Source organism: Rhodococcus sp. BS-15, assembly GCF_000813105.1.
In the GTDB taxonomy this organism is placed as follows: Bacteria; Actinomycetota; Actinomycetes; order Mycobacteriales; family Mycobacteriaceae; genus Rhodococcoides.
On the sequence record NZ_BAOX01000006.1, the window covers coordinates 1 to 19,490 of the forward strand.

The following is a 19,490-nucleotide window of genomic DNA, read 5'->3' on the forward strand; positions in this document are numbered from 1 at the left end:
GATCGACGGCGGCGAGGTAGGCGGCTCCGGCGTCGAAACATTGCTTCTCGGTGTCGGCCCATCGGCCGGCGAGTCGATCCTGGGGTCGCAGTGCGGTGGAGGCCTCGACGCCCGCCGAGGCGATGGACTGACGCTTGTCCATGTCGAGAAACGCGGCGACAGCGTTGTCCTGGGAACGACGCGCGGCGGCGTCCGATTCGGCACCCCGGCGGAACACCCCAGGCCAGCGACTTGTCACCTGCTCGATAGTACCGACGGGAACCCTGGCGATGTCGCAGTCGTTGGCGGAGTACGTCCAAGAACCGGACATTCCCACTACGGTTGAACCCGTAACGGGAAACCAATTGCGAAAGGACCTCTCAATGGGCGTCAGCCTCAGCAAGGGTGGCAATGTCTCGCTCACCAAGGCAGCTCCGAACCTGACCGCGGTCGTGGTCGGTCTCGGATGGGACATCCGCACGACGACCGGCACCGACTTCGACCTCGACGCCAGCGCCATCGCTCTGAACTCGACGAAGAAGGCCTTGAGCGACGGGCACTTCGTGTTCTTCAACAACCTGAAGTCTCCCGACGGCTCCATCGAGCACACCGGGGACAACACCACCGGTGAGGGCGACGGAGACGACGAGCAGATCAAGGTCGATCTCGCCGCGGTACCGCCGGAGATCGAGACCATCGTCTTCCCCGTGTCGATCTACGATGCGGACGCCCGCTCGCAGTCGTTCGGTCAGGTGCGCAACGCGTTCATTCGCGTCGTGAATCAAGCCGACAACTCGGAGCTCGCGCGCTACGACCTCAGCGAGGATGCCTCCACCGAGACCGCCATGGTCTTCGGTGAGCTGTACCGCAACGGCGCGGAGTGGAAGTTCCGCGCGGTCGGTCAGGGCTACGCCTCCGGACTCGCCGGAATCGCTCGCGACTTCGGAGTAAACGTGTAGTAAAGGCCCTCTCAAGATTGGGAGTACCCCCGCCTCGTCATTCATGATGGGCGGGGGTTTTTCCGTCTTTAGTCTCGAGAAGGGCCACGCCAGTGGTTGTGAAGATCTTCGGATGGTCGATCGCGGTCACCATCGTGTCCGTCATCGTGGCTTTCCTGTACGGCGGGATCGAGGCGATGATCCTCGTCCTCATCCTCGGCGTGCTCGAGGTGTCGCTGTCCTTCGACAATGCCGTCATCAACGCCACCGTGCTGCGACGCATGAGCGAGTTCTGGCAGAAGATCTTCCTCACCATCGGCATCATCATCGCCGTGTTCGGCATGCGGCTGCTGTTCCCGCTGGTCATCGTCTGGGCTGCGTCGGGCCTCGGTCCGGTCGCCGCCCTCGACCTGGCGCTCAACCCGCCGGCAGACGGTGCCGCGACCTTCCCGGACGGTTCGCCCAGCTACGAGACGCTCCTCACCGATGCGCATCCGCAGATCGCTGCATTCGGCGGCATGTTCCTGCTGATGCTCTTCCTCGGCTTCATCTTCGAGGACCGCGACATCACTTGGCTGAGCTGGCTCGAGAAGCCCCTCGCCCGCATCGGCCGCCTCGATCAGCTCTCCGTGGTCGTCGCGGGCCTGCTGCTGGTCCTGAGCGCCGAGTTCCTCGCCGACGACGACAAGATCTCCACCGTCATGGTCTCCGGCGTGCTCGGCATGATCACCTACATCGCGGTCAACGGACTCGGTGAGCTCTTCCACGTCGAAGAAGAAGGCGAGGAGTCCTCGCACGGACCGAGCGAACTGGCGAAGGCGACGGGTAAGGCCGGGTTCTTCCTGTTCCTCTACCTCGAGGTGCTCGACGCGTCCTTCTCGTTCGACGGTGTCATCGGTGCGTTCGCCATCACCGCGGACCCCATCATCATCGCGCTCGGCCTCGGCTTCATCGGCGCGATGTTCGTTCGCTCGATCACGGTGTTCCTGGTTCGCAAGGGAACGTTGTCGGACTACGTGTACCTCGAGCACGGTGCGCACTGGGCGATCGGTGCGTTGTCCATCATCCTGCTGGTCTCGATCGGTGTGCACATCAACGAGCTGATCACCGGCTTCGTGGGAATCCTGTTCATCGGAGCTGCCCTGCTGAGCAGCATCCGACGCAACAAGCGTCTGGAGAACGAAGGCGTGGAGACCGCAGTCAGCGTCTGACCGCCGGGCTCGGAGCCGCGAGACTCACAGCTCCGAGATATCGACGAGCCCGTCCTGCAGGGCCCGCGCGACCAGGGCCGCTTTGGTCGGTGCCGGGCGCCCGACCGAGGTGTACTTGGCCCGAATTCGGGTGAGGTGGGTGTTGACCGTGCCGAGCGAGAGAAACAGTGCCTTCGCCACTTCGGTCTTCGAGTCGTGTCGAATCCAGCAGAGCAGCACCTCGATCTCGCGGCCGGTCAGATCCGGTCGCGGCGGGAAAGGGCCCGCGGCGGCGGGAACGGGGTGAATCTGCAGTGCAGGCGGAACCAGGCTGATGGTCCCACGTGAACGGCGCGTCGTCGGGGCTCCCGAGTCGTCAGCGGAGGGCAAGGGTTCGAGCAGAGCGGACATCGGATCTCCCGGGCGCTGAGGTGGGTTGAGACCAACTAAACCAATGGCGACGATTCTCACAGGTAATTCGCAGGTTTTCTGCCCTGACTATTAGGGGCATTGAACCGTCAACCGTCCCGTCAGCGTGTCACAGAGCTACGACAGTCTGCCGACCGTCGCCATCGAGTTCGATCCGCACATCGGCGCTCGAGTCGCTGACCAGGGTGAATGCAGTTCTTCGTGCGGCGGGATGGCAGTATTCGCGCGGTCACCACCCCGCCTGATGCACCCAGGAACGTCTCGGAAACCGCAGTGCTCACTCGCGCGGAAATTGTGGGATGAACCACAGCCTCGTCGAGCAGAACCACCTGCATTGCGGTGCGCTGTGAGTCAATCCTGCGGAGGTAGCTCGGGCATCGGGAGCCAGCCGTCCTCGACCGCTCGCTTGTACAGATCGGTCTTCGTCGGTGCCGGACGCCCCGCCTCGGCGTATTTGTTGCGGATCCGGACCAGGTAGTCGTTGACGGTCTGCTCGGACAGTCCGGCCAGGCGGGCGACGCGTCCGGCCTTCTCGCCCGACGCGTAGAGGGCGAGTACCTCGCGCTGGCGTGGACTGAGTCCGACGTCGGGAAGTTGCGGATCGCCGTCGATCGCGGCAGCCCAGTCCGTTGTGACGACTTGTCCGCCGCTCGCTGCGCGCCGGATCGCGGAGACGATCGCCGCCGCGGGTGCGGACTTTCGGACCACACCCAGTACGCCTGCACGGGCAGCCGAGCGAACCAGAAACGCGTTCTCGGCACCGGTGTAGACGAGCACGCGCGCACCGGCGGCGTGCAGTTGCTCCACGTTCGAGCGGGGCGAGGATCCGTCACCCAGCCGAAGATCGAGAACCACCAGATCGAGGGTCTGCTGCTGGGCGAGCAACTCTGCGACGGTGGCGGCGGTGGACACCAGTTCCAGGTCGGGTTCGTCTGCGAGCATCGCTTTGAGTCCGAGCGCTACCGATTCGTGGTCCTCCACCAGGCCTATGCGCCGCCCCCCCGCAGCAGATCCTTCGTGCGCCTTCGACATCTCTGCCATATCCCCGCCCCCACCCGTTGCGTACCGTGTTACCTGTTTTGTACCAGGTTCTCGGCTTCTCGGGGTTCGACGCAGATGCGCGTCGGGCCGGCACTCGCGCCTCGGACCTGACGAACAACACGAACAGCACGACCAGCAGCAGAGCTCGTCCCCACACCCCGACGAGAACGAAGAACTCCTCGTCGTTGGCGTCGGCACCCGAGGCCAACGCGGCGAAGTACTTGAAGACGCCGATTCCCATCGACAGATCGACGACCAGGTATGCGGCGACGAGTCCCCACGGGACCCGAAGCAGCACCAGGAAGGGCAGCAGCCACAGCGTGTACTGCGGCGAGTGCACCTTGTGCAGCAGCATGAATCCGCACAGCATCGATCCGCTCACCGCGACCCACGGGTACGTTCCGAGCACCTTTGCGCGACGCCAGCCGAGCCACAGCGCGAGAGCGAACGCGGCGAACACCAGCAGCGGCGACGCGACGTCGACCACATCCTGGAAGGACGCCTCGGCCTCCGCGTAGGCATCGGGAGTCATCTGGTCGCCGATGTAGAAGTGGCGCAGTCCCCAGTACCAGATGGAGTTGGTCGTCAGGTCTGCCTGCCGCAGCGACTGGAACGTGAAGGATGCACGCCACCCCTCGTAGCCGAGCACTGCGAACGGCAGGTTCACAGCGACGACCGTGCCGATCGCCGCGCCGGCAACCATCAGGCCGCCGCGGATGTCCCAGCGACCTCGGATGGTGTCTGCGGACTCGCGCCCGTCGATGCCGCCGGTGACCACGTACGCGATCAGGGGCAACACGAATGCTCCCGGATAGAGCTTGAGGCAGAAGCCGACGGCCAGCAGCACCGACGCGAGAATCGCTTTGCGCCGCAGCGGCATCGGCAGCGTCATGACGAAGATCGCGCCGACGGCGGCGGCCACGACGGGTAGCTCCCAGTTGTGGAAGGCGTACATCACCAGTGGCGGGCCGATCGACCACAGCAAGGCGGACCAGCCGGCCATGCGGCCGAGCATCCAGGCGGTGAGCAGACCGAACGGCGCGAGAATCAACGCCGAGGTCAACAGGAACTGTGCATCGGTGTGGGCTGGAATGGCTCCGAGCCACATCAGCAACCCACTGAGGACGGGGTACTCCACCGTCCCGCCGGTGAGGATCCCGTCGCTGGTGATGGCTCCGTGGATGTAGGGAAAGATGTGATTGTCGATGTCTCGGCCGAGCCACAGGAATTGGATGTCGGAGTAGCAGACCGAGGAATCCTTGATGGCGTCGAACACCGTGCTGCGACCGGACGCGTCGAACGGCGCGACCGCGCATCGGGCCTTGTTGAGATATCCCAGAATCAATCCCACCGCAGCCATCGCGACGACCACGACGACCGTCATCGGATTGGCGCGGACCCCGGATCGCATGGTGCAAGACTATGACGCGCGAACGCCGGACCGTGCGCCCGACGCGAATTAGCAGGTCAGGGCCCTGTCGTGTATCTTCGAGGGGTTGCTGACGCAACGACCCTCCTGCCACGGATAGTCCGTGGCCGTTTTCACTAGTCCACAGGAGGTGATGAGGTCTTATGCGTCATTACGAATTGATGGTCATTCTCGACCCCAATCTGGACGAGCGCACTGTCGCTCCGTCGCTCGATACGTTCCTCAACGTCGTTCGCAAGGATGGCGGCACCGTCGACAAGGTCGATGTGTGGGGCAAGCGTCGTCTGGCCTACGAAATCCTCAAGCATGCCGAGGGCATCTACGCCGTTGTGAACCTCAACGCCGAGCCTGCCACCGTCAGCGAGCTGGATCGTCAGCTCGGACTCAACGAGTCCGTTCTGCGCACGAAGGTCCTGCGACAGGGCAAGTAATTGTCGTTGCCCGCCTCTAGGCTGGCATCTACAACGCTTACTACTGAAAGAGGAACCATGGCAGGCGAGACCGTCATCACCGTCATCGGAAACTTGACGGCTGATCCAGAACTTCGATTCACCCCCGCCGGTGCGGCGGTTGCCAACTTCACGGTTGCATCCACCCCGCGCACATTCGATCGTCAGACGAACGAGTGGAAAGACGGCGACGCGCTCTTCATGCGCTGCAACATCTGGCGCGAGGCAGCGGAGAACGTTGCCGAGAGCTTGACCCGAGGCTCGCGAGTGATCGTGAGCGGACGGCTGCGGCAGCGCTCGTACGAGACGCGTGAAGGTGAGAAGCGGACAGTCGTCGAGCTCGAAGTCGACGAGATCGGACCTTCACTCCGCTACGCCACCGCGAAGGTCAACAAGGCCAATCGCGGTGGAGGTGGCGGCGGAGGCGGCTTCAACTCCGGCTCCGGCTCCGGTTCCTCCGGCGGATCGAGCGGCGGCCGCTCGAACTCCTCGTCCAACTCCGGTTCCGGTGGAGACGATCCCTGGGGCAGTGCCCCGGCGGCGTCGGGCTCCTTCGGCGGACGTGGCGGAGACGAAGAGCCACCGTTCTAGATCCTTCGATCGAGAACAACCAGATGTAACGGAGAAAGACCCATGCCCAAACCGCCATTGCGCGACAAGGTGCTCAAGAAGAAGGCGTGTTCCTTCTGCAAGGAAAAGAACACGTCGATCGATTACAAGGACACGACGTTGCTGCGTAAGTACGTCAGCGATCGCGGAAAGATCCGCGCTCGCCGTGTCACCGGCAACTGCGTCCAGCATCAGCGTGACGTGGCCGTTGCCGTGAAGAACTCGCGTGAGGTAGCACTGCTGCCTTACGCCGCGACGGCTCGATAGAAAGGGGCGATTGGTATGAAACTGATCCTCACCGCTGATGTGGACAACCTCGGTGCGCCTGGCGACACCGTAGAGGTCAAGGACGGCTACGGCCGTAACTTCCTGCTGCCCCGCGGATTGGCCATCCAGGCCACCCGTGGAGCTCAGAAGCAGGTCGACGGCATCCGCCGCGCTCAGGAAGCTCGTGCCGTCCGCGGCCTCGAGCATGCCAACGAGCTCAAGCAGGCCATCGAAGGCCTCGAGGCCGTCACGCTGTCCGTGAAGACCGCAGGCGACTCGGGCAAGCTGTTCGGCTCGGTCACCGCGTCGGACGTCGCTTCTGCTCTGAAGGCTGCCGGTGGCCCGGTCGTCGACAAGCGCAGCATCGATCTGCCGAAGGCTCACGTCAAGAGCACGGGTAAGCACGACATCGTTGTGAACCTGCACCCCGACGTGACCGCCAAGTTCAAGCTGGAGGTCGTCGGAAGCTGATTTCAGCTTTCGGCCCGTTTCGGTCGAACAAAGCCCCACGAACCTCGGTTCGTGGGGCTTTTTCGTGTCTTCTCACAAAGATCAACTGTCGCAATGGGTTCCGATTTGTGAAGCATCTCTCCTCGGACGTTCGTGAGCAAAGCTTTGCGTATTCTTCGGGCGGGGCGACATCGAACATCATCACCAACTTCATCCACCCGACCTGACGCCTAGACGCCCGGAGGAACGCTGCCGTGACCACGACCGTGGAACCTGATTCCGACCCCAGTCCCGAGACCCGACCCGAGCCACAGTCTCGCGTCGGGTCGATCCTGAAATACGACGTACCGGCCTCGTTGGTCGTTTTCCTTGTTGCAGTGCCACTTTCGATCGGTATCGCCGTCGCGTCGGGTGCGCCGATCATGGCCGGTCTCATCGCCGCGGTGGTCGGCGGAATCCTCGCCGGGATCCTCGGCGGCTCACCGCTGCAGGTCAGCGGCCCGGCGGCAGGCCTGACCGTCGTGGTCGCCGAGCTGGTCAATCAATTCGGTTGGGGCGTAACCTGCGCCATCACGGTCCTGGCGGGTGCCGTGCAGGTTCTGCTGGGAATGAGCCGGATTGCGCGCAGTGCGCTGGCCATCTCACCCGTCGTGGTGCATGCGATGCTCGCCGGAATCGGTATCACCATGCGCTGCAACAGATTCACGTTCTCCTCGGCGGTGAGTCCGAAAGCTCCGCGGTTCAGAACGTCCTGGCCATCCCCACGTCCGTCGCGAACGGCCAGTGGCCGTCGATCGTCGTCGGCGGAATCGTGGTCGTGCTGATGTTCGCCTGGCCACGGTTGGGTGAGTTGTCCGGCGTGCTGGCCAAGGTCACCAAGGTGCCGGCTGCTCTGGTCGCAGTGGTCACCGCCACCGCGGTCTCGATCTTCTTCTCCCTCGATGTCGAGCGAATCGAATTGCCCGGCAACCTGATCGAGTCCTCAAGCCTGCCCGTCATGCCCGACGGGCAGTGGAGTGCCTTCGCGACCGGCGTCATCACGATCGCGTTGATCGCCAGTGTCGAGAGTCTGCTTTCCGCGGTGGCCGTCGACAAGATGCACAGCGGTGAGCGCACCAACTTCGACCGTGAATTGATGGCTCAGGGCGCAGGCAACATGGCCTCCGGTGCCATCGGCGGTCTGCCGATCACCGGCGTGATCGTGCGCAGTGCCACCAATGTCAAGGTCGGGGCAAAGTCTCGTGCATCGGCGATTCTGCACGGCGTGTGGATTCTGATCTTCTCGGTGCTGTTCATCTCGATCGTCGAACTGGTTCCGTTCGCCGCTCTGGCCGGGCTGCTGGTGATGATCGGTGTACAGCTGATCAAGCTGGCGGACATCAAGATTGCCAACAAGACCGGAGATATCGCGGTCTACGCGGTCACGGTCGTCGGAGTGGTGGCGCTCAACCTGCTCGAGGGTGTGTTGATCGGTTTGGCACTGTCGATCATCCTCGTGTTGCGTCGAGTGGTGTGGGCCAAGGTCAGGGCCGAGGAAGCGGTCGACGGCACCTGGCGCGTCACCACCGAGGGTTCGCTGAGCTTCCTTGCGCTCCCTCGATTGACGCACGTGCTGTCCACCGTCCCCGCAGGCACCGCCGTCACCGTGCACCTGGGCGTGGACTTCCTCGATCACGCCGTGCACGACGCCCTGAACGAGTGGATGCGTCAGCACGAACTCGGCGGCGGCACAGTGAAGGTCGAAGAGGTGGGCACCGCCTCGATGGCGGCTGCTGCCGAGGGTCCGCCGAAGCGCGGATCCGCGACGGTACGCAGCTCGTTGGCGCCGTGGCGCGCGTGGCAGCTCAAGAACGATGTTGCGCAGGAGGATTCGCCTGTCGCCCTGCGAGCGGTGCTGAGCGGTGTTGCCGAGTATCACCGCACGCACGCCCCCAACATACGTCCGCACCTCGAGGGCCTGACCGACAACCAGGATCCGGACACACTCTTTCTGTGCTGTGTGGATTCGCGGGTCATGCCGAACACGATCACCAGCAGCGGTCCAGGAGATCTGTTCACCGTCCGAAACATGGGCAACCTCGTTCCCGCTCAGGGGCAGGATTGTTCGGTGGAGGCGGCGCTCGCGTTCGGAGTCGATCAGTTGGGCACCTCGTCGGTGGTGGTGTGCGGACACTCTGGCTGCGGTGCCATGAAGGCGGTCTTGAGCGGGCCGGAGAACGCCGCGGACGCGTCTGTCGCGGAGTGGTTGGGTTACGGGATGGCAAGCCTCGACGCGTACCGCAGCGGGCACGTGGTGGGTCGTCAGGCGGCGGAGCTCGGCTTCGGTGAGGCGGATCAACTCGCGATGGTGAACGTGGCGGTGCAGTTGCAGACGCTCACTCGTCACCGCGTCGTAGGCCGAGCCAACGCCGAGGGGCGGTTGCGAATCACCGGACTGTTCTTCGACATTCCCACGGCACGAGTGCTCCAGATCGGTACCAAGGAGGTCACCGTGCTGGACCCGGCGAAGTGCCCGCAGGAGATCGGCGGCTGAGCTTTCTTCGGCAGTGTCGAGGGGCCCGATTCCTAGCCCGGAATCGGGCCCCTCGCGCTGAAACGGGAGCCTGGTCTGTTTCTGTGAGTCATCCCAGCCGTTGTGACCTAGTTCACCCTCGGGTTCACCTGGTATTTACTCAACACGCCCGAGCTGTCAATTCGGCCGACACGCCGATCCAGAATCGATGCACAGGAAGAAAACTTTATGTACACGCTCTGACCTGCTGAAAAGGCCGAAACTCGGAAAGTTATACCCAGGTTATCCCCAGACGGTCAACACGGTTGTTCAACACCATCCACATTTCATGCACAGATTCGTCCCCAGGCCATGTTGTTACTCCTGCCGATAGCGCTTAACGTCCGTGCAGCGTCTCTCTCGATGCCGTGCAGCGGCGACGGGACAGTGCGAATCCGGTGCCGAAAAAGCTTGTCGGTGCCCGGGGGTAGAACTTGCTACACAGCACCGCCGGGTGATAGTCGACGGTGCCGACGACAATGGGGAGAGGACGGCCGGTTCGCGTGGCAGTTGTGGACGATCGAGGACAGTCCGACTACTCCGGCCCCTCGTCCAGCGAGGGGCCCGGCGAGGATTTCGGTCGCCAGCCCCCACAGGACATGGCCGCAGAGCAGTCCGTACTGGGCGGCATGCTGCTGAGCAAGGACGCCATCGCCGACGTGCTCGAGGTGCTTCGTCCCGGCGATTTCTATCGGCCGGCCCACCAGAACGTGTACGACGCCATCCTCGACCTCTACAGCCGCGGTGAGCCTGCCGACCCGGTGACCGTGTCGGCCGAGCTGGATCGTCGCGGTGAGCTCAAGCGCATCGGCGGCCCCCCCGTACCTGATCACTCTGACGCAGACGACGCCGACGGCAGCCAATGCCGGGTACTACGCAGAGATCGTCGCGGAGAAGTCGATCCTGCGCCGGCTCGTACAGGCCGGTACTCGCATCGTGCAGTTCGGTTACGCCGGAGCGGACGGTCAGGACGTCGCCGAGGTGGTCGACCGCGCGCAGGCCGAGGTGTACGAGGTCACCGAACGCCGCACCTCCGAGGACTTCCTCCCGCTCGAGGAGCTGCTGCAGCCCACGATGGACGAAATCGACTCCATCGCCAGCCGTGGCGGCATATCCCTGGGCGTACCAACAGGATTCGCCGAACTCGACGAAATCACCAACGGCCTGCACCCGGGACAGATGATCATCGTGGCGGCGAGGCCTGGTGTGGGCAAGGCGCTTGCCCTCGACACACAGCTTCCGACGCCCGACGGCTGGACCACTATGGGCGAGGTGGCTGTGGGAGATCACCTCATCGACGCCCATGGCATGCCGACCAGGGTCGTGGCGGCCACGGACGTCATGCTCGATCGACCGTGCTACGAAGTCGAATTCTCCGACGGCACAGTCATTGTGGCGGATGCACAGCATCAGTGGTTGACCGAGCGTGAGTGTGTCTCTGCTGTATGCACTACCGAGCACATTCTCGCGACAGGCGACCATTCTGTTCGGAACTCTGCGGCCATTCGGCTACCGGCTGCCGACCTTCCCGTGCCGCCCTATGCTGCGGGCGTAGCGCTGGGTGGTGGACTGTCGGGAGCGGACGCCGATATCGCAGCGCGTGTGGAGGCTGAATTCGATGCAGTCCCGCAGCTCTACCTGCGCGCCTCGGAGCGGCAACGACGAGAGCTGCTGGCTGGCATTCTCGACACTGCGGGTTCGGTTGCGTCGGATGGCTCCATCGATGTGGCTCCGTTCGGCGGCCTGAGCGAGTTGGTTGTGGGGCTCGGTCTCGTGTGGACAGGCTCGTCGGTCGTGACGGATGAGGTTGTATTCAATGTGGCGCGTAAGCAGTTGCTGCACAAGGAACGTCGAGCTGCGGGATCCACTGTCCGATCGGGTTCGCGGTTCATCGTCGACGTCCGCCGGGTCGATTCGGTTCCAGTTCGCTGTGTGGAGGTCGACAACTCGGAGCACCTGTATCTCGCCAGCGAGTCGATGATTCCTACCCACAATTCGACGCTGTCAATGGATTTCATGCGTTCGTGCTCCATCAAACACGGCATGCCCAGTGTCATCTTCTCTCTGGAGATGAGTCGCACCGAGATCGTCATGCGACTGTTGTCCGCCGAGGCGAAGATCAAGCTCGGTGACATGCGTTCGGGAAAGATGACCGACGACGACTGGACCAAGCTGGCCCGTCGTATGAGTGAGATCAGCGAAGCGCCGCTGTTCGTCGACGATTCTCCTAACCTTACGATGATGGAGATCCGCGCCAAGGCCCGTCGACTCAAGCAGCGCAACGGACTCAAACTCATTGTGGTGGACTACCTTCAGCTGATGTCGTCCGGCAAAAAGGTCGAATCCCGTCAGCAGGAGGTCTCGGACTTCTCCCGTCAGCTCAAGCTGTTGGCCAAGGAACTCGAATGCCCGGTGGTCGCGGTGTGCCAGCTCAACCGTGGTCCGGAGCAGCGAACCGACAAGAAGCCGATGGTGTCCGACCTTCGTGAGTCCGGCTCACTGGAGCAGGACGCCGACATGGTGATTCTGCTGCATCGCCCCGACGCGATCGAGCGTGACGACCCCCGCGGCGGCGAAGCCGACCTGATCCTCGGCAAGCACCGTAACGGCCCGACCGCGACAATCACTGTGGCACACCAGCTGCACCTGTCGAGATTCGTGGACATGGCGCGGGGCTAAGGCCGAGAGCGCTGGGTCGCGTATTCTCTTTGTGGATCCAACCAAGCACCTGACGCAGCATTCGACGAAAGAAATCCATGCCAGAGGATCAGAACACAGACGTTCCACCGAATCACCTCGCGATCGATCCGCGGAGCCCCTTCTACAACGAAGAGGTTCTTCGCCGGGACGTCGGTATTCGCTTCAACGGCGTCGAGAAGACCAGTGTTCGCGAATACAACGTGACCGAGGGTTGGGTGCGTGTGGAAGTCCCTACCGCGAAGGATCGCTACGGTAACCCCATGCTCGTCAAGCTCAAGGGCACGGTCGAACCGTACTTCCGCGACGCGAAATAGCGGACTTCGGCGTTCAGGTCTGCGGCTGTCGGCCAACCGCAGTCACATAGATCTCGAGGTAGTCCGGACCCGACGCCACCAGACGACCGACTACGGGTTGCTGATCCCGAGGACTCGGCCATCTCGGCAATTCCGATACTCACGTCCTCGGTGTCGGTCGCGGCCGGTGAATGCGGTGCTGCGGTCATGGACCAAACGCTACGTCTTCGAGTGCACTCCAACGCAAGCCGAAATCGGCCACGATCACACACTCGTCTGGTGGATCGAGTCGTACTTCTCTCGCGCGAGAGCGACCTGGTCCATGTTCAGATCCGCCCATTCCTTGAGCTGGAGAAACACTCCGACCAACGAGCGGCCGAGTTCTGTCAGTTCGTATTCCACGGTCAGCGGAACGGTCGGCGTCACCGTTCGGGTCACCAGTCCGTCGCGCTCGAGATTGCGCAGAGTTTGAGTCAGCATTTTTTTGCGTGACGCCCGATACTCGTCGTGCCAGCGCCGAATGTCTCATCGGCCCGTTCATCAGCGCACACAGCACGAGCGTGACCCATTTGTCGGCCAGCCGTGCCAGCAGCTGGCGGCTGCTGCATGTCACCAGAAAGGCGTCGTGTTCGGCGGTGCCGACTGTCGCACCTGCGTCGTCGTGTTCGATCACTGTTGTGCCCCTTCACCTGGGTCTCGGATAGGCACTTCAAGGTACCTACTTCCTACTGGATACTTCTTCGGTGATGCTGTCAGCACGTGATCCGCTGGACCGATAGGAGCCCGATGCCCGACACCACGTTGCCCGAAGATGCCCTGCCGACATCCCACCGCCAGTGGGCGGGTGTCTGGGCAATGTCGGTCGCGGTGTTCGCCGTCACAGCAACGGAAATGGTGCCCGTCGGGCTACTACCGGCCATCAGTTCGGAGTTCGGTGTCACCACCGGGCTCGCTGGACTGACGGTCACAGCATTCGGACTCGCCGCGGGTCTTACGGCTCCGGCCGTCACCTCGTGGACCAAGACCGTGGATCGGCGGGTGCTGGTGCTGTCGATACTGGGAATCTTTGTCCTGGGCAACACCGCAACGGTCCTCGTCGATTCCTACTGGCAGCTCATCGGGGTTCGGGTACTGATGGGCTTCGGACACGGACTGATGTGGTCGATCGCGGCGACCATTGCCGTCAGGTCGGTGTCTCCACAATTCGCGGAGAGGGCTACTGCGATAGTCCTGTCCGGTATTGCTACTGCGCTCGTTCTGGGATTACCGATTGGAACCGCCATGGGTGAGAAGTGGGGCTGGAGTGCGCCTTTCGTCGGATTGGCCGTTCTCAGTGCCGGAGCAGCGTGTGCGGTATTCGCATCGGTATCTGCGTTGCCACCGCAGATGGCCAGTCGTTCGGGCTCCGCGTTGTCCACTTTTCATCGGTGGTCTGGATTGCGCGCAGTGCTCGGGGTGACGGCGCTGGTTGTGGTCGGCCACTATGCCGCCTATACGTATGTAGCCCCACTTCTCCTGCAACACAATGCAATTCCACTACCGCTACTCGGTGCCCTGTTGCTGGCGTTCGGGATCGCCGGTGTGCTGGGCAACTTCGTCGGCGGTGCGGCCGCGGCGCGCGAATCGCCACTCGGGGTGGTCCAACTCGTGTTCCTGGTTCTTCTCGCAATCACACTTGCCGTGTCGGCCTTACCGACCGCGGGTGTGTGGGCGACCGTTGTGCTCGTCGTCCTATGGGGTCTGTCGTACTCGGCGCTTCCCGTGGTCTTGCAGACCGCAGTGTTCAGAGTGGCGTCCGGTGCGAAAGAGCAGGCCACGTCGTTGTACGTCATGGTGTTCAACTTGTCGATTGCCGTCGGTGCTGCTGCGGGCGGTCTGGCGATCGAACGGTTCGGAGTCACAGGACCGGTAGTTCTCGGTGCAATTCTCTGCGCGGCCGCCGCGTCTGTGGTCCTGCTCAATCTCCGATCGAACAGCGTTGCGCTGCAGTGCGAAAGAGCATGGCGGCGGCCACGTCGGTGCGTTCGGAATCCCCCGTGGTGAAGCGGTCGAGCAGTAGTCCCCGGAATCCGGCCCCCACTGTTGTCGCCTGTATCGAGGCCGTGGTCGAGTCCATCCCGCAGCGCGCCATCGCATGGGCCAGAGCGTCGGTCAGTGCCCGAACGCTGTCGCGCGCGAAGTCCGCGAGTACGCCGGACTTGATGGACGCGATGCCGATGACCTGCATGAGGATTCGTGAGCTGACCGCGTCGTCACCCTCGGACATCGACTTCCACAATTCGAGCAATCGCTTCTCCAGCTGATCGGCAGTGTCGACGTCGCCGAACATTTCGGTGAATGCCGGCCGCTGGCTGGTCAAGGCCTGCACGATCAGGTTCTCTCGTGAGTCGAAGTAGTAGATCAGCATTCGCGAGCTCGTGCCGAGTTCGGCGGCGAGGGGGCGAAGAGTCAGATCGTCGAGACCATGGGTGCCGATGTAGTCGACGACGCGGCCGAGCAGTTCGGCACGCTTGTCGTGATCGAGGGGACGAGCCATGAGTTGACTGTACCGGTCGCTACATGTACTGATAGTGAGTATGAGTGAACCGATCGCTACACAAACTCATCAACGCAATGCGGTCGTGACCGGGTACGTAGCCTCCACGGCACTGGCCGACGACGCCGACGAAACCTGGAAACGTCTGCTCGACGGGCAGAGCGGCATCGGCCGCCTCGAGAGCGACTTCGTATCGGAATACGATCTGCCGGTTCGCATCGGAGGCGTTTTGCAGATGGCGCTCTCCGATCATTTGAGCCGCGTGGAGCAGCGGAGAATGTCCTTCGTCGAGCAGTTGGCGGTAGTGCTCGGACGGCGACTGTGGAGTGATTCCGGGCTCGCCGATATGGACCCGGATCGACTTGCCGTGGCAGTGGGCACCGGATTGGGCGGCGGCGACGCTCTGATCGGTGCAGTCGACGCCATGAGGGCGGGTGGCTACCGAAAGGTGTCGCCGATGTCGGTACCGATGGTGATGCCCAACGGACCTGCCGCGCATATCGGACTCGAAGTCGGCGCGCGGGCGGGGGTGTTCACTCCGGTGTCGGCATGCTCGTCGGGTTCGGAGGCGTTGGCTCACGCATGGAGACTGATCGTGACGGGTGAGGCGGACGTCGTTATCGCTGGAGGCGTCGAAGGAAATATCGATGCGGTGCCGATAGCCGGCTTCTCGATGATGCGCGCGATGAGCACCCGCAACGACGAGCCGACGCGCGCTTCGAGGCCCTTCGATCGTGATCGTGACGGTTTTGTGTTCGGTGAAGCCGGGGCATTGCTGATCGTGGAGTCGGAGCGGCATGCGGTAGCTCGCGGTGCGCACATTCACGGCCGCCTCCTCGGTGCCGGCATCACCTCGGACGGGTTTCATATCGTGGCACCGGATCCGGAGGGGCGGGGTATTCGCAAGGCAATGGAAAAGGCTATCGGCACAGCGGGTTTGAGTGCTCGGGACATCGGTCACGTCAACGCACATGCAACCGCGACTCCGATAGGTGATCTGTCGGAGGCCAAGGCCATCGCCGAAACTGTCGGCCACGCGAGCGTCTACGCGCCGAAGTCCGCACTCGGTCATTCCATAGGTGCGGTCGGCGCATTGGAGGCGATCCTGACGATGCTGTCGATCCGCGATTCGGTGGTGCCGCCCACGCTGAACCTCGACAACCAGGACCCTGCTATCGATCTCGATGTCGTCCGTTCGAGGCGCAGTCAGGAGATCGACTTTGCGTTGAGCACGTCGATCGGGTTCGGCGGGCACAACGTCGCCCTCGTACTGGGGCGCTACTGATCAGATTCGGTACCGGATCAGTCGCGAGCTGTTGCCGACAACTGCAACCGAGGACGCGTTGTGCAGGATCGCCGCGAGCACCGGCGACAGTGCTCCACCGGCGCTGACCACGAGGCCCAGTGCGTTCACTGCGATGGACATTCCGTAGTTCTGCCGGATGACCGATACCGAGTGTCGACCGAGATCGCGAACGTCGAGCAGCCGTGTCAGGTCGTCGCTGGCGAGAGCGACATCGGCCGTTTCGACGGCAACATCGGTGCCCGCCAACCCCATTGCGATTCCGATGTCCGCGACGGCGAGTGCGGGTGCGTCGTTGGTGCCGTCTCCGACCATTGCGACGACGTATCCCTCTTCTTGGAGCTTGCGGACGGCTTCGAGTTTGTCATCGGGCATCACCTCCGCTCGCCACTCGGCGATGCCCAGTTCGGCGGCGACGGCCGCGGCGGTCTCGGGGTGATCTCCGGTGAGCATGACGATCCGTTCCACACCGTCTGCGCGGAGCGCATTCAAGACTTCCAGAGCATTGGATCGGACCTCGTCACGCAGGCTGATCAATCCGACCAACACTCCGTCCACTGCCAGCAGCAACGGTGTCTCGGCTTGACGCTGAAGTCGCGAAACCCAATCGGCCGCATACTCGGACACGTCCACGCTCTCGCCGCGCAGCAGCGAAGGACTGCCCAGCAGCAGAGTCCGACCGTCTGCGACTGTTCGCATGCCGAGGCCGACGAGCACTTCGCACTCCTCGTGCGGCGGAATCACGATGTGGCGTTCCTCGGTGCTGCGAATCACGGCCTCGGCCAGCGGATGCCGAGAGTGGATCTCGGAACTCGCGGCATACGCCAGAACCTGCTCCGGCTCCCAGTCGTCCTGGAAAGACACGACATTGGTGACGACGGGGCGTCCGACGGTGAGGGTTCCGGTCTTGTCGAACACGAAGGCATCGACCCTGCCTGCTTGTTCCAGATGAGACCCACCCTTGATGAGAATCCCTCGGCGAGCGCCGTTTCCGATGGCAGCGCTGATGGCCGTCGGAGTCGACAGACCCACCGCACACGGGCACGCGACGAGCAGCATGGTCATCGCTCGTCGGACATCCCGGGTGACCAGGAGGGTGAGGCCCGACAGGATGAACGACGCGGGTACGAAGCGTCGTGAGAAGTTCTCTCCCACAGTCTGAATCGGGGCGCGATCTTCTTGTGCTTCCTCGACGCGGGAGATGATGCGACCGATCGTCGTATCGCGGCCTACCGCAGACGCGCGGATGACGATACGTCCACGGACGACAACGGACCCGGCGTGAATCCGGTCTCCGGTCACGATCGAGACGGGGAGGGTCTCGCCGGTGATTGCGGATTGATCGACCACTGCATCACCGTCGACGACGATGCCGTCCACAGGAACTCCCACGTGATCGTGCACGACGACGTCGTCGCCGATCTCCAGCCGATCGACGTCGACGGAGATCTCGGAACCGTCGGGTAGCCGAATCCATGCGGTGTCCTGCGTACCGGTCAGGAGATCGGAGATTGCGCGACGAGTGCGCTTGAGCGTCAGCTCCTGCAGGTACTCGCCGATGTTGAGCAGCCACAGCACGGTCAGGGCCACGACATTCTCGCGGAGTACGAGACTTGCCACAGTGGCGGCGCTGACGAGCGCGTCGGTGCCGGCGGTCCGGTTTCCGGCCAGCGAACGCAGCGCTCCCTTCAGGAACGGATAGCCGGTGAAGATGGTGGCTCCGGTGGCCACGACACGGCTGGTGGGGCCGAGGATGGGTGGCCGTCGGAAGGCGTAGCGACGGAAGCCGAGCAGGACCAGCGCCGCCCCGCCGATGGTCATGCGTAGGACGTCGCCGCTGGTGACGTCCGCAGACCGTGGGCTACGGACGGGTACCAACGCCCAGTCGGTCGTGCGACCCGCGTTCAGCGCCTCGAACAGCTCGGACCGGTCGATCCGCGAGCGGGAGTACCAGACCACCACCGATGCGGTGCGGGGGTACGCGTGGACGGCGCGAACGCCGCGAATCTTGTCGACGTGATCTTCGACGGCGACCGCGCGACCCGGACTCGACCGCAGCCAGTCGACGCGAAGCCGCATGCGGCCGGCGGCATCGGAGAGGATCTCGATGCCATCCGCGCGGTCGGGAGCCGTGTCGATGGTGTCTTCGACGAGCGTCGTCATATTCGGCCGGCTGCGTGATCAGTGCGAGTGGCCGTGGCCGACTTCGGTCGCCGAGGGTGGCGGCACTTCTTCGCCGAGCCGGTCGCGCGCCTCCGCAACAACATCGGACACAGCCAAACGTGCTGATTCGGCGTGGATTTCGGCCTTTCGTGCGGCGCGGAGCCCGAGCTCGGTTGCCGATACCGCAGCCTTGCGGACGGGAGCCTTGTCGTACAGCTTCTTGGCACCGTTGTACGCGGCGACGCCGACTGCGCCTGTTACGACCGTCGATACTGCCTTCGCGACGATGATCGGAAACGCCATGTTGTAGCTCCTCGAAATCGAACCTGTACCCACTTATTGGGAATCGTATTCGTTTTGTTCGGCTGTGGCGACTTCCGGGGGCGCGAGAAGTGTCAGCGGATCGGCATCGTGGTGCGGAACGCTCTGGTCACGTAGGGCAGCTCGATCGTCGTCGATCCCTTCAGCCCCAGTTCGTCGAACAGCGCGTTGAGATCCCGATCGATGCGGTAGCGATCATCGGCGGACGCGGTGATGTAGAAGCTGCGTGACCGAACCAGGTCGGTCAGTTGAGACCGACTCACCGTGCGCGACCACGTCCACCGCTCCTCGTCGAGCCGACGGAACGGTTCTGCGATCGGCGGTGGACCGTCATCGAACATGGTCAGAGCTCCACCGCGCGAGACCACCGAGTTCAGTCGCCGAACCCACGATTGCGATTCGTCGCGGATGTTCCAGATCAGTCCCAGCGTGCCGCCCGGGCGGAGAACCCGGCCGATCTCGCGTGACGCGGCCACCGGCTCGACCCAGTGCCAGGCCTGTCCGAGCAGGACGGCATCGACGCTCTCATCCTCCAGCGGCAGGGACTCGGCAGCGCCGACGTGGGCCGGAACTCCGGGAACTGCAACGCGCAGGGCGTCGAGCATGGCGGGATCAGGATCGACCGCGACGGCATCGCACCCGGCGGCGGCGATGATGCGGGTGAGCTTGCCGGTCCCGGCACCGACGTCGGTGACGAGAGGACGATCACCGGATTCGAGTACGGGTTCAAGCAGCCATTCGACCGCGGCCGACGGGTAGTCGGGGCGAGCAGATTCGTACACGTCGGCGACGGTCCCGAACGACGTCGAGCTGTTATCTCGGCTAACCATATAGCCAGGCTG

The 19,490-nt window shown here is 63.4% G+C and carries 15 protein-coding genes and 5 pseudogenes; 11 read left to right on the top strand and 9 right to left on the bottom strand.

What is annotated here, in order from left to right:
- Positions 1–310: pseudogene (locus RHBS_RS01595) on the bottom strand (hypothetical protein); the annotation flags it as partial.
- Between the two features lie 52 nt (positions 311–362).
- Here RHBS_RS01595 and RHBS_RS01600 point away from each other — a divergent pair.
- Together RHBS_RS01600 and RHBS_RS01605 are read left to right on the top strand one after the other, a co-directional pair.
- On the top strand, positions 363–938 hold the full coding sequence (locus tag RHBS_RS01600) for a TerD family protein (protein ID WP_128644690.1): 576 nt from the start codon (positions 363–365) through the stop codon (positions 936–938).
- Between the two features lie 92 nt (positions 939–1,030).
- Positions 1,031–2,128, top strand: coding sequence for a DUF475 domain-containing protein (locus tag RHBS_RS01605; protein WP_128644691.1), 1,098 nt, complete (start codon positions 1,031–1,033; stop codon positions 2,126–2,128).
- A gap of 24 nt (positions 2,129–2,152) precedes the next feature.
- Here the strand turns inward: RHBS_RS01605 and RHBS_RS01610 are convergent, their stop codons facing one another.
- From RHBS_RS01610 to RHBS_RS01620, 3 genes and pseudogenes are all read right to left on the bottom strand, one after another.
- Entirely contained in the window at positions 2,153–2,518 is a 366-nt protein-coding gene (locus RHBS_RS01610; RefSeq protein WP_128644692.1) for a response regulator transcription factor, read from the bottom strand.
- A 369-nt stretch (positions 2,519–2,887) separates the two neighbouring features.
- A complete protein-coding gene (locus RHBS_RS01615) occupies positions 2,888–3,568 on the bottom strand; it encodes a response regulator (protein ID WP_121872806.1) in 681 nt (226 codons plus the stop codon).
- A gap of 58 nt (positions 3,569–3,626) precedes the next feature.
- Positions 3,627–4,988: pseudogene (locus RHBS_RS01620) on the bottom strand (hypothetical protein); the annotation flags it as partial.
- A gap of 161 nt (positions 4,989–5,149) precedes the next feature.
- Between RHBS_RS01620 and rpsF the strand changes: the two are divergent.
- From rpsF to RHBS_RS01660, 7 genes and pseudogenes are all read left to right on the top strand, one after another.
- Complete coding sequence (gene rpsF, locus RHBS_RS01630; RefSeq protein ID WP_008711385.1) at positions 5,150–5,437, top strand: 30S ribosomal protein S6; 288 nt, start codon at positions 5,150–5,152, stop codon at positions 5,435–5,437.
- Between the two features lie 57 nt (positions 5,438–5,494).
- Positions 5,495–6,046 carry a single-stranded DNA-binding protein gene (locus RHBS_RS01635; RefSeq protein ID WP_032378699.1) on the top strand — a complete coding sequence of 184 codons (552 nt, stop codon included), beginning with the start codon at positions 5,495–5,497 and terminating at the stop codon, positions 6,044–6,046.
- Between the two features lie 42 nt (positions 6,047–6,088).
- On the top strand, positions 6,089–6,331 hold the full coding sequence (gene rpsR, locus RHBS_RS01640) for a 30S ribosomal protein S18 (RefSeq protein WP_032396926.1): 243 nt from the start codon (positions 6,089–6,091) through the stop codon (positions 6,329–6,331).
- 15 nt (positions 6,332–6,346) lie between these two features.
- Positions 6,347–6,802 carry a 50S ribosomal protein L9 gene (gene rplI, locus RHBS_RS01645; RefSeq protein ID WP_032378698.1) on the top strand — a complete coding sequence of 152 codons (456 nt, stop codon included), beginning with the start codon at positions 6,347–6,349 and terminating at the stop codon, positions 6,800–6,802.
- Positions 6,803–7,035: 233 nt separating this feature from the next.
- A pseudogene (locus tag RHBS_RS01650) lies at positions 7,036–9,314 on the top strand (SulP family inorganic anion transporter).
- Between the two features lie 521 nt (positions 9,315–9,835).
- A pseudogene (gene dnaB / locus RHBS_RS01655) lies at positions 9,836–12,011 on the top strand (replicative DNA helicase).
- A gap of 77 nt (positions 12,012–12,088) precedes the next feature.
- On the top strand, positions 12,089–12,346 hold the full coding sequence (locus RHBS_RS01660; RefSeq protein ID WP_094611446.1) for a DUF3297 family protein: 258 nt from the start codon (positions 12,089–12,091) through the stop codon (positions 12,344–12,346).
- Positions 12,347–12,589: 243 nt separating this feature from the next.
- Here the strand turns inward: RHBS_RS01660 and RHBS_RS01670 are convergent.
- A pseudogene (locus RHBS_RS01670) lies at positions 12,590–12,998 on the bottom strand (winged helix-turn-helix transcriptional regulator).
- A 113-nt stretch (positions 12,999–13,111) separates the two neighbouring features.
- Between RHBS_RS01670 and RHBS_RS01675 the strand changes: the two are divergent.
- Positions 13,112–14,368 carry an MFS transporter gene (locus tag RHBS_RS01675; protein WP_128644693.1) on the top strand — a complete coding sequence of 419 codons (1,257 nt, stop codon included), beginning with the start codon at positions 13,112–13,114 and terminating at the stop codon, positions 14,366–14,368.
- Here the strand turns inward: RHBS_RS01675 and RHBS_RS01680 are convergent.
- A complete protein-coding gene (locus RHBS_RS01680; protein ID WP_128644694.1) occupies positions 14,283–14,861 on the bottom strand; it encodes a TetR family transcriptional regulator in 579 nt (192 codons plus the stop codon). The two genes, RHBS_RS01675 and RHBS_RS01680, sit on opposite strands and share 86 nt — an antisense overlap.
- Positions 14,862–14,901: 40 nt before the next feature.
- Between RHBS_RS01680 and RHBS_RS01685 the strand changes: the two genes are divergently transcribed.
- Complete coding sequence (locus RHBS_RS01685) at positions 14,902–16,146, top strand: KasA/KasB family beta-ketoacyl-ACP synthase (protein ID WP_128644695.1); 1,245 nt, start codon at positions 14,902–14,904, stop codon at positions 16,144–16,146.
- Here the strand turns inward: RHBS_RS01685 and RHBS_RS01690 are convergent, their stop codons facing one another.
- From RHBS_RS01690 to RHBS_RS01700, 3 genes are all read right to left on the bottom strand, one after another.
- Positions 16,147–18,327, bottom strand: a complete 2,181-nt coding sequence (locus tag RHBS_RS01690; protein WP_128644696.1) for a cation-translocating P-type ATPase — start codon at positions 18,325–18,327, stop codon at positions 16,147–16,149.
- 18 nt (positions 18,328–18,345) lie between these two features.
- Entirely contained in the window at positions 18,346–18,630 is a 285-nt protein-coding gene (locus tag RHBS_RS01695; RefSeq protein ID WP_068049254.1) for a DUF1490 family protein, read from the bottom strand.
- A 92-nt stretch (positions 18,631–18,722) separates the two neighbouring features.
- On the bottom strand, positions 18,723–19,478 hold the full coding sequence (locus RHBS_RS01700; protein ID WP_128644697.1) for a class I SAM-dependent methyltransferase: 756 nt from the start codon (positions 19,476–19,478) through the stop codon (positions 18,723–18,725).
- Between the last annotated feature and the right edge of the window lie 12 nt (positions 19,479–19,490).

Excerpts from the sequence above, each read along its gene's own strand:
- RHBS_RS01600 (WP_128644690.1), top strand. The coding sequence starts at position 363 with ATGGGCGTCAGCCTCAGCAAGGGTGGCAATGTCTCGCTCACCAAGGCA.
- RHBS_RS01610 (WP_128644692.1), bottom strand. The coding sequence starts at position 2,518 with ATGTCCGCTCTGCTCGAACCCTTGCCCTCCGCTGACGACTCGGGAGCC.
- RHBS_RS01615 (WP_121872806.1), bottom strand. The coding sequence starts at position 3,568 with ATGTCGAAGGCGCACGAAGGATCTGCTGCGGGGGGGCGGCGCATAGGC.
- rpsF (WP_008711385.1), top strand. The coding sequence starts at position 5,150 with ATGCGTCATTACGAATTGATGGTCATTCTCGACCCCAATCTGGACGAG.
- RHBS_RS01635 (WP_032378699.1), top strand. The coding sequence starts at position 5,495 with ATGGCAGGCGAGACCGTCATCACCGTCATCGGAAACTTGACGGCTGAT.
- rpsR (WP_032396926.1), top strand. The coding sequence starts at position 6,089 with ATGCCCAAACCGCCATTGCGCGACAAGGTGCTCAAGAAGAAGGCGTGT.
- rplI (WP_032378698.1), top strand. The coding sequence starts at position 6,347 with ATGAAACTGATCCTCACCGCTGATGTGGACAACCTCGGTGCGCCTGGC.
- RHBS_RS01660 (WP_094611446.1), top strand. The coding sequence starts at position 12,089 with ATGCCAGAGGATCAGAACACAGACGTTCCACCGAATCACCTCGCGATC.
- RHBS_RS01675 (WP_128644693.1), top strand. The coding sequence starts at position 13,112 with ATGCCCGACACCACGTTGCCCGAAGATGCCCTGCCGACATCCCACCGC.
- RHBS_RS01680 (WP_128644694.1), bottom strand. The coding sequence starts at position 14,861 with ATGGCTCGTCCCCTCGATCACGACAAGCGTGCCGAACTGCTCGGCCGC.
- RHBS_RS01685 (WP_128644695.1), top strand. The coding sequence starts at position 14,902 with ATGAGTGAACCGATCGCTACACAAACTCATCAACGCAATGCGGTCGTG.
- RHBS_RS01690 (WP_128644696.1), bottom strand. The coding sequence starts at position 18,327 with ATGACGACGCTCGTCGAAGACACCATCGACACGGCTCCCGACCGCGCG.
- RHBS_RS01695 (WP_068049254.1), bottom strand. The coding sequence starts at position 18,630 with ATGGCGTTTCCGATCATCGTCGCGAAGGCAGTATCGACGGTCGTAACA.
- RHBS_RS01700 (WP_128644697.1), bottom strand. The coding sequence starts at position 19,478 with ATGGTTAGCCGAGATAACAGCTCGACGTCGTTCGGGACCGTCGCCGAC.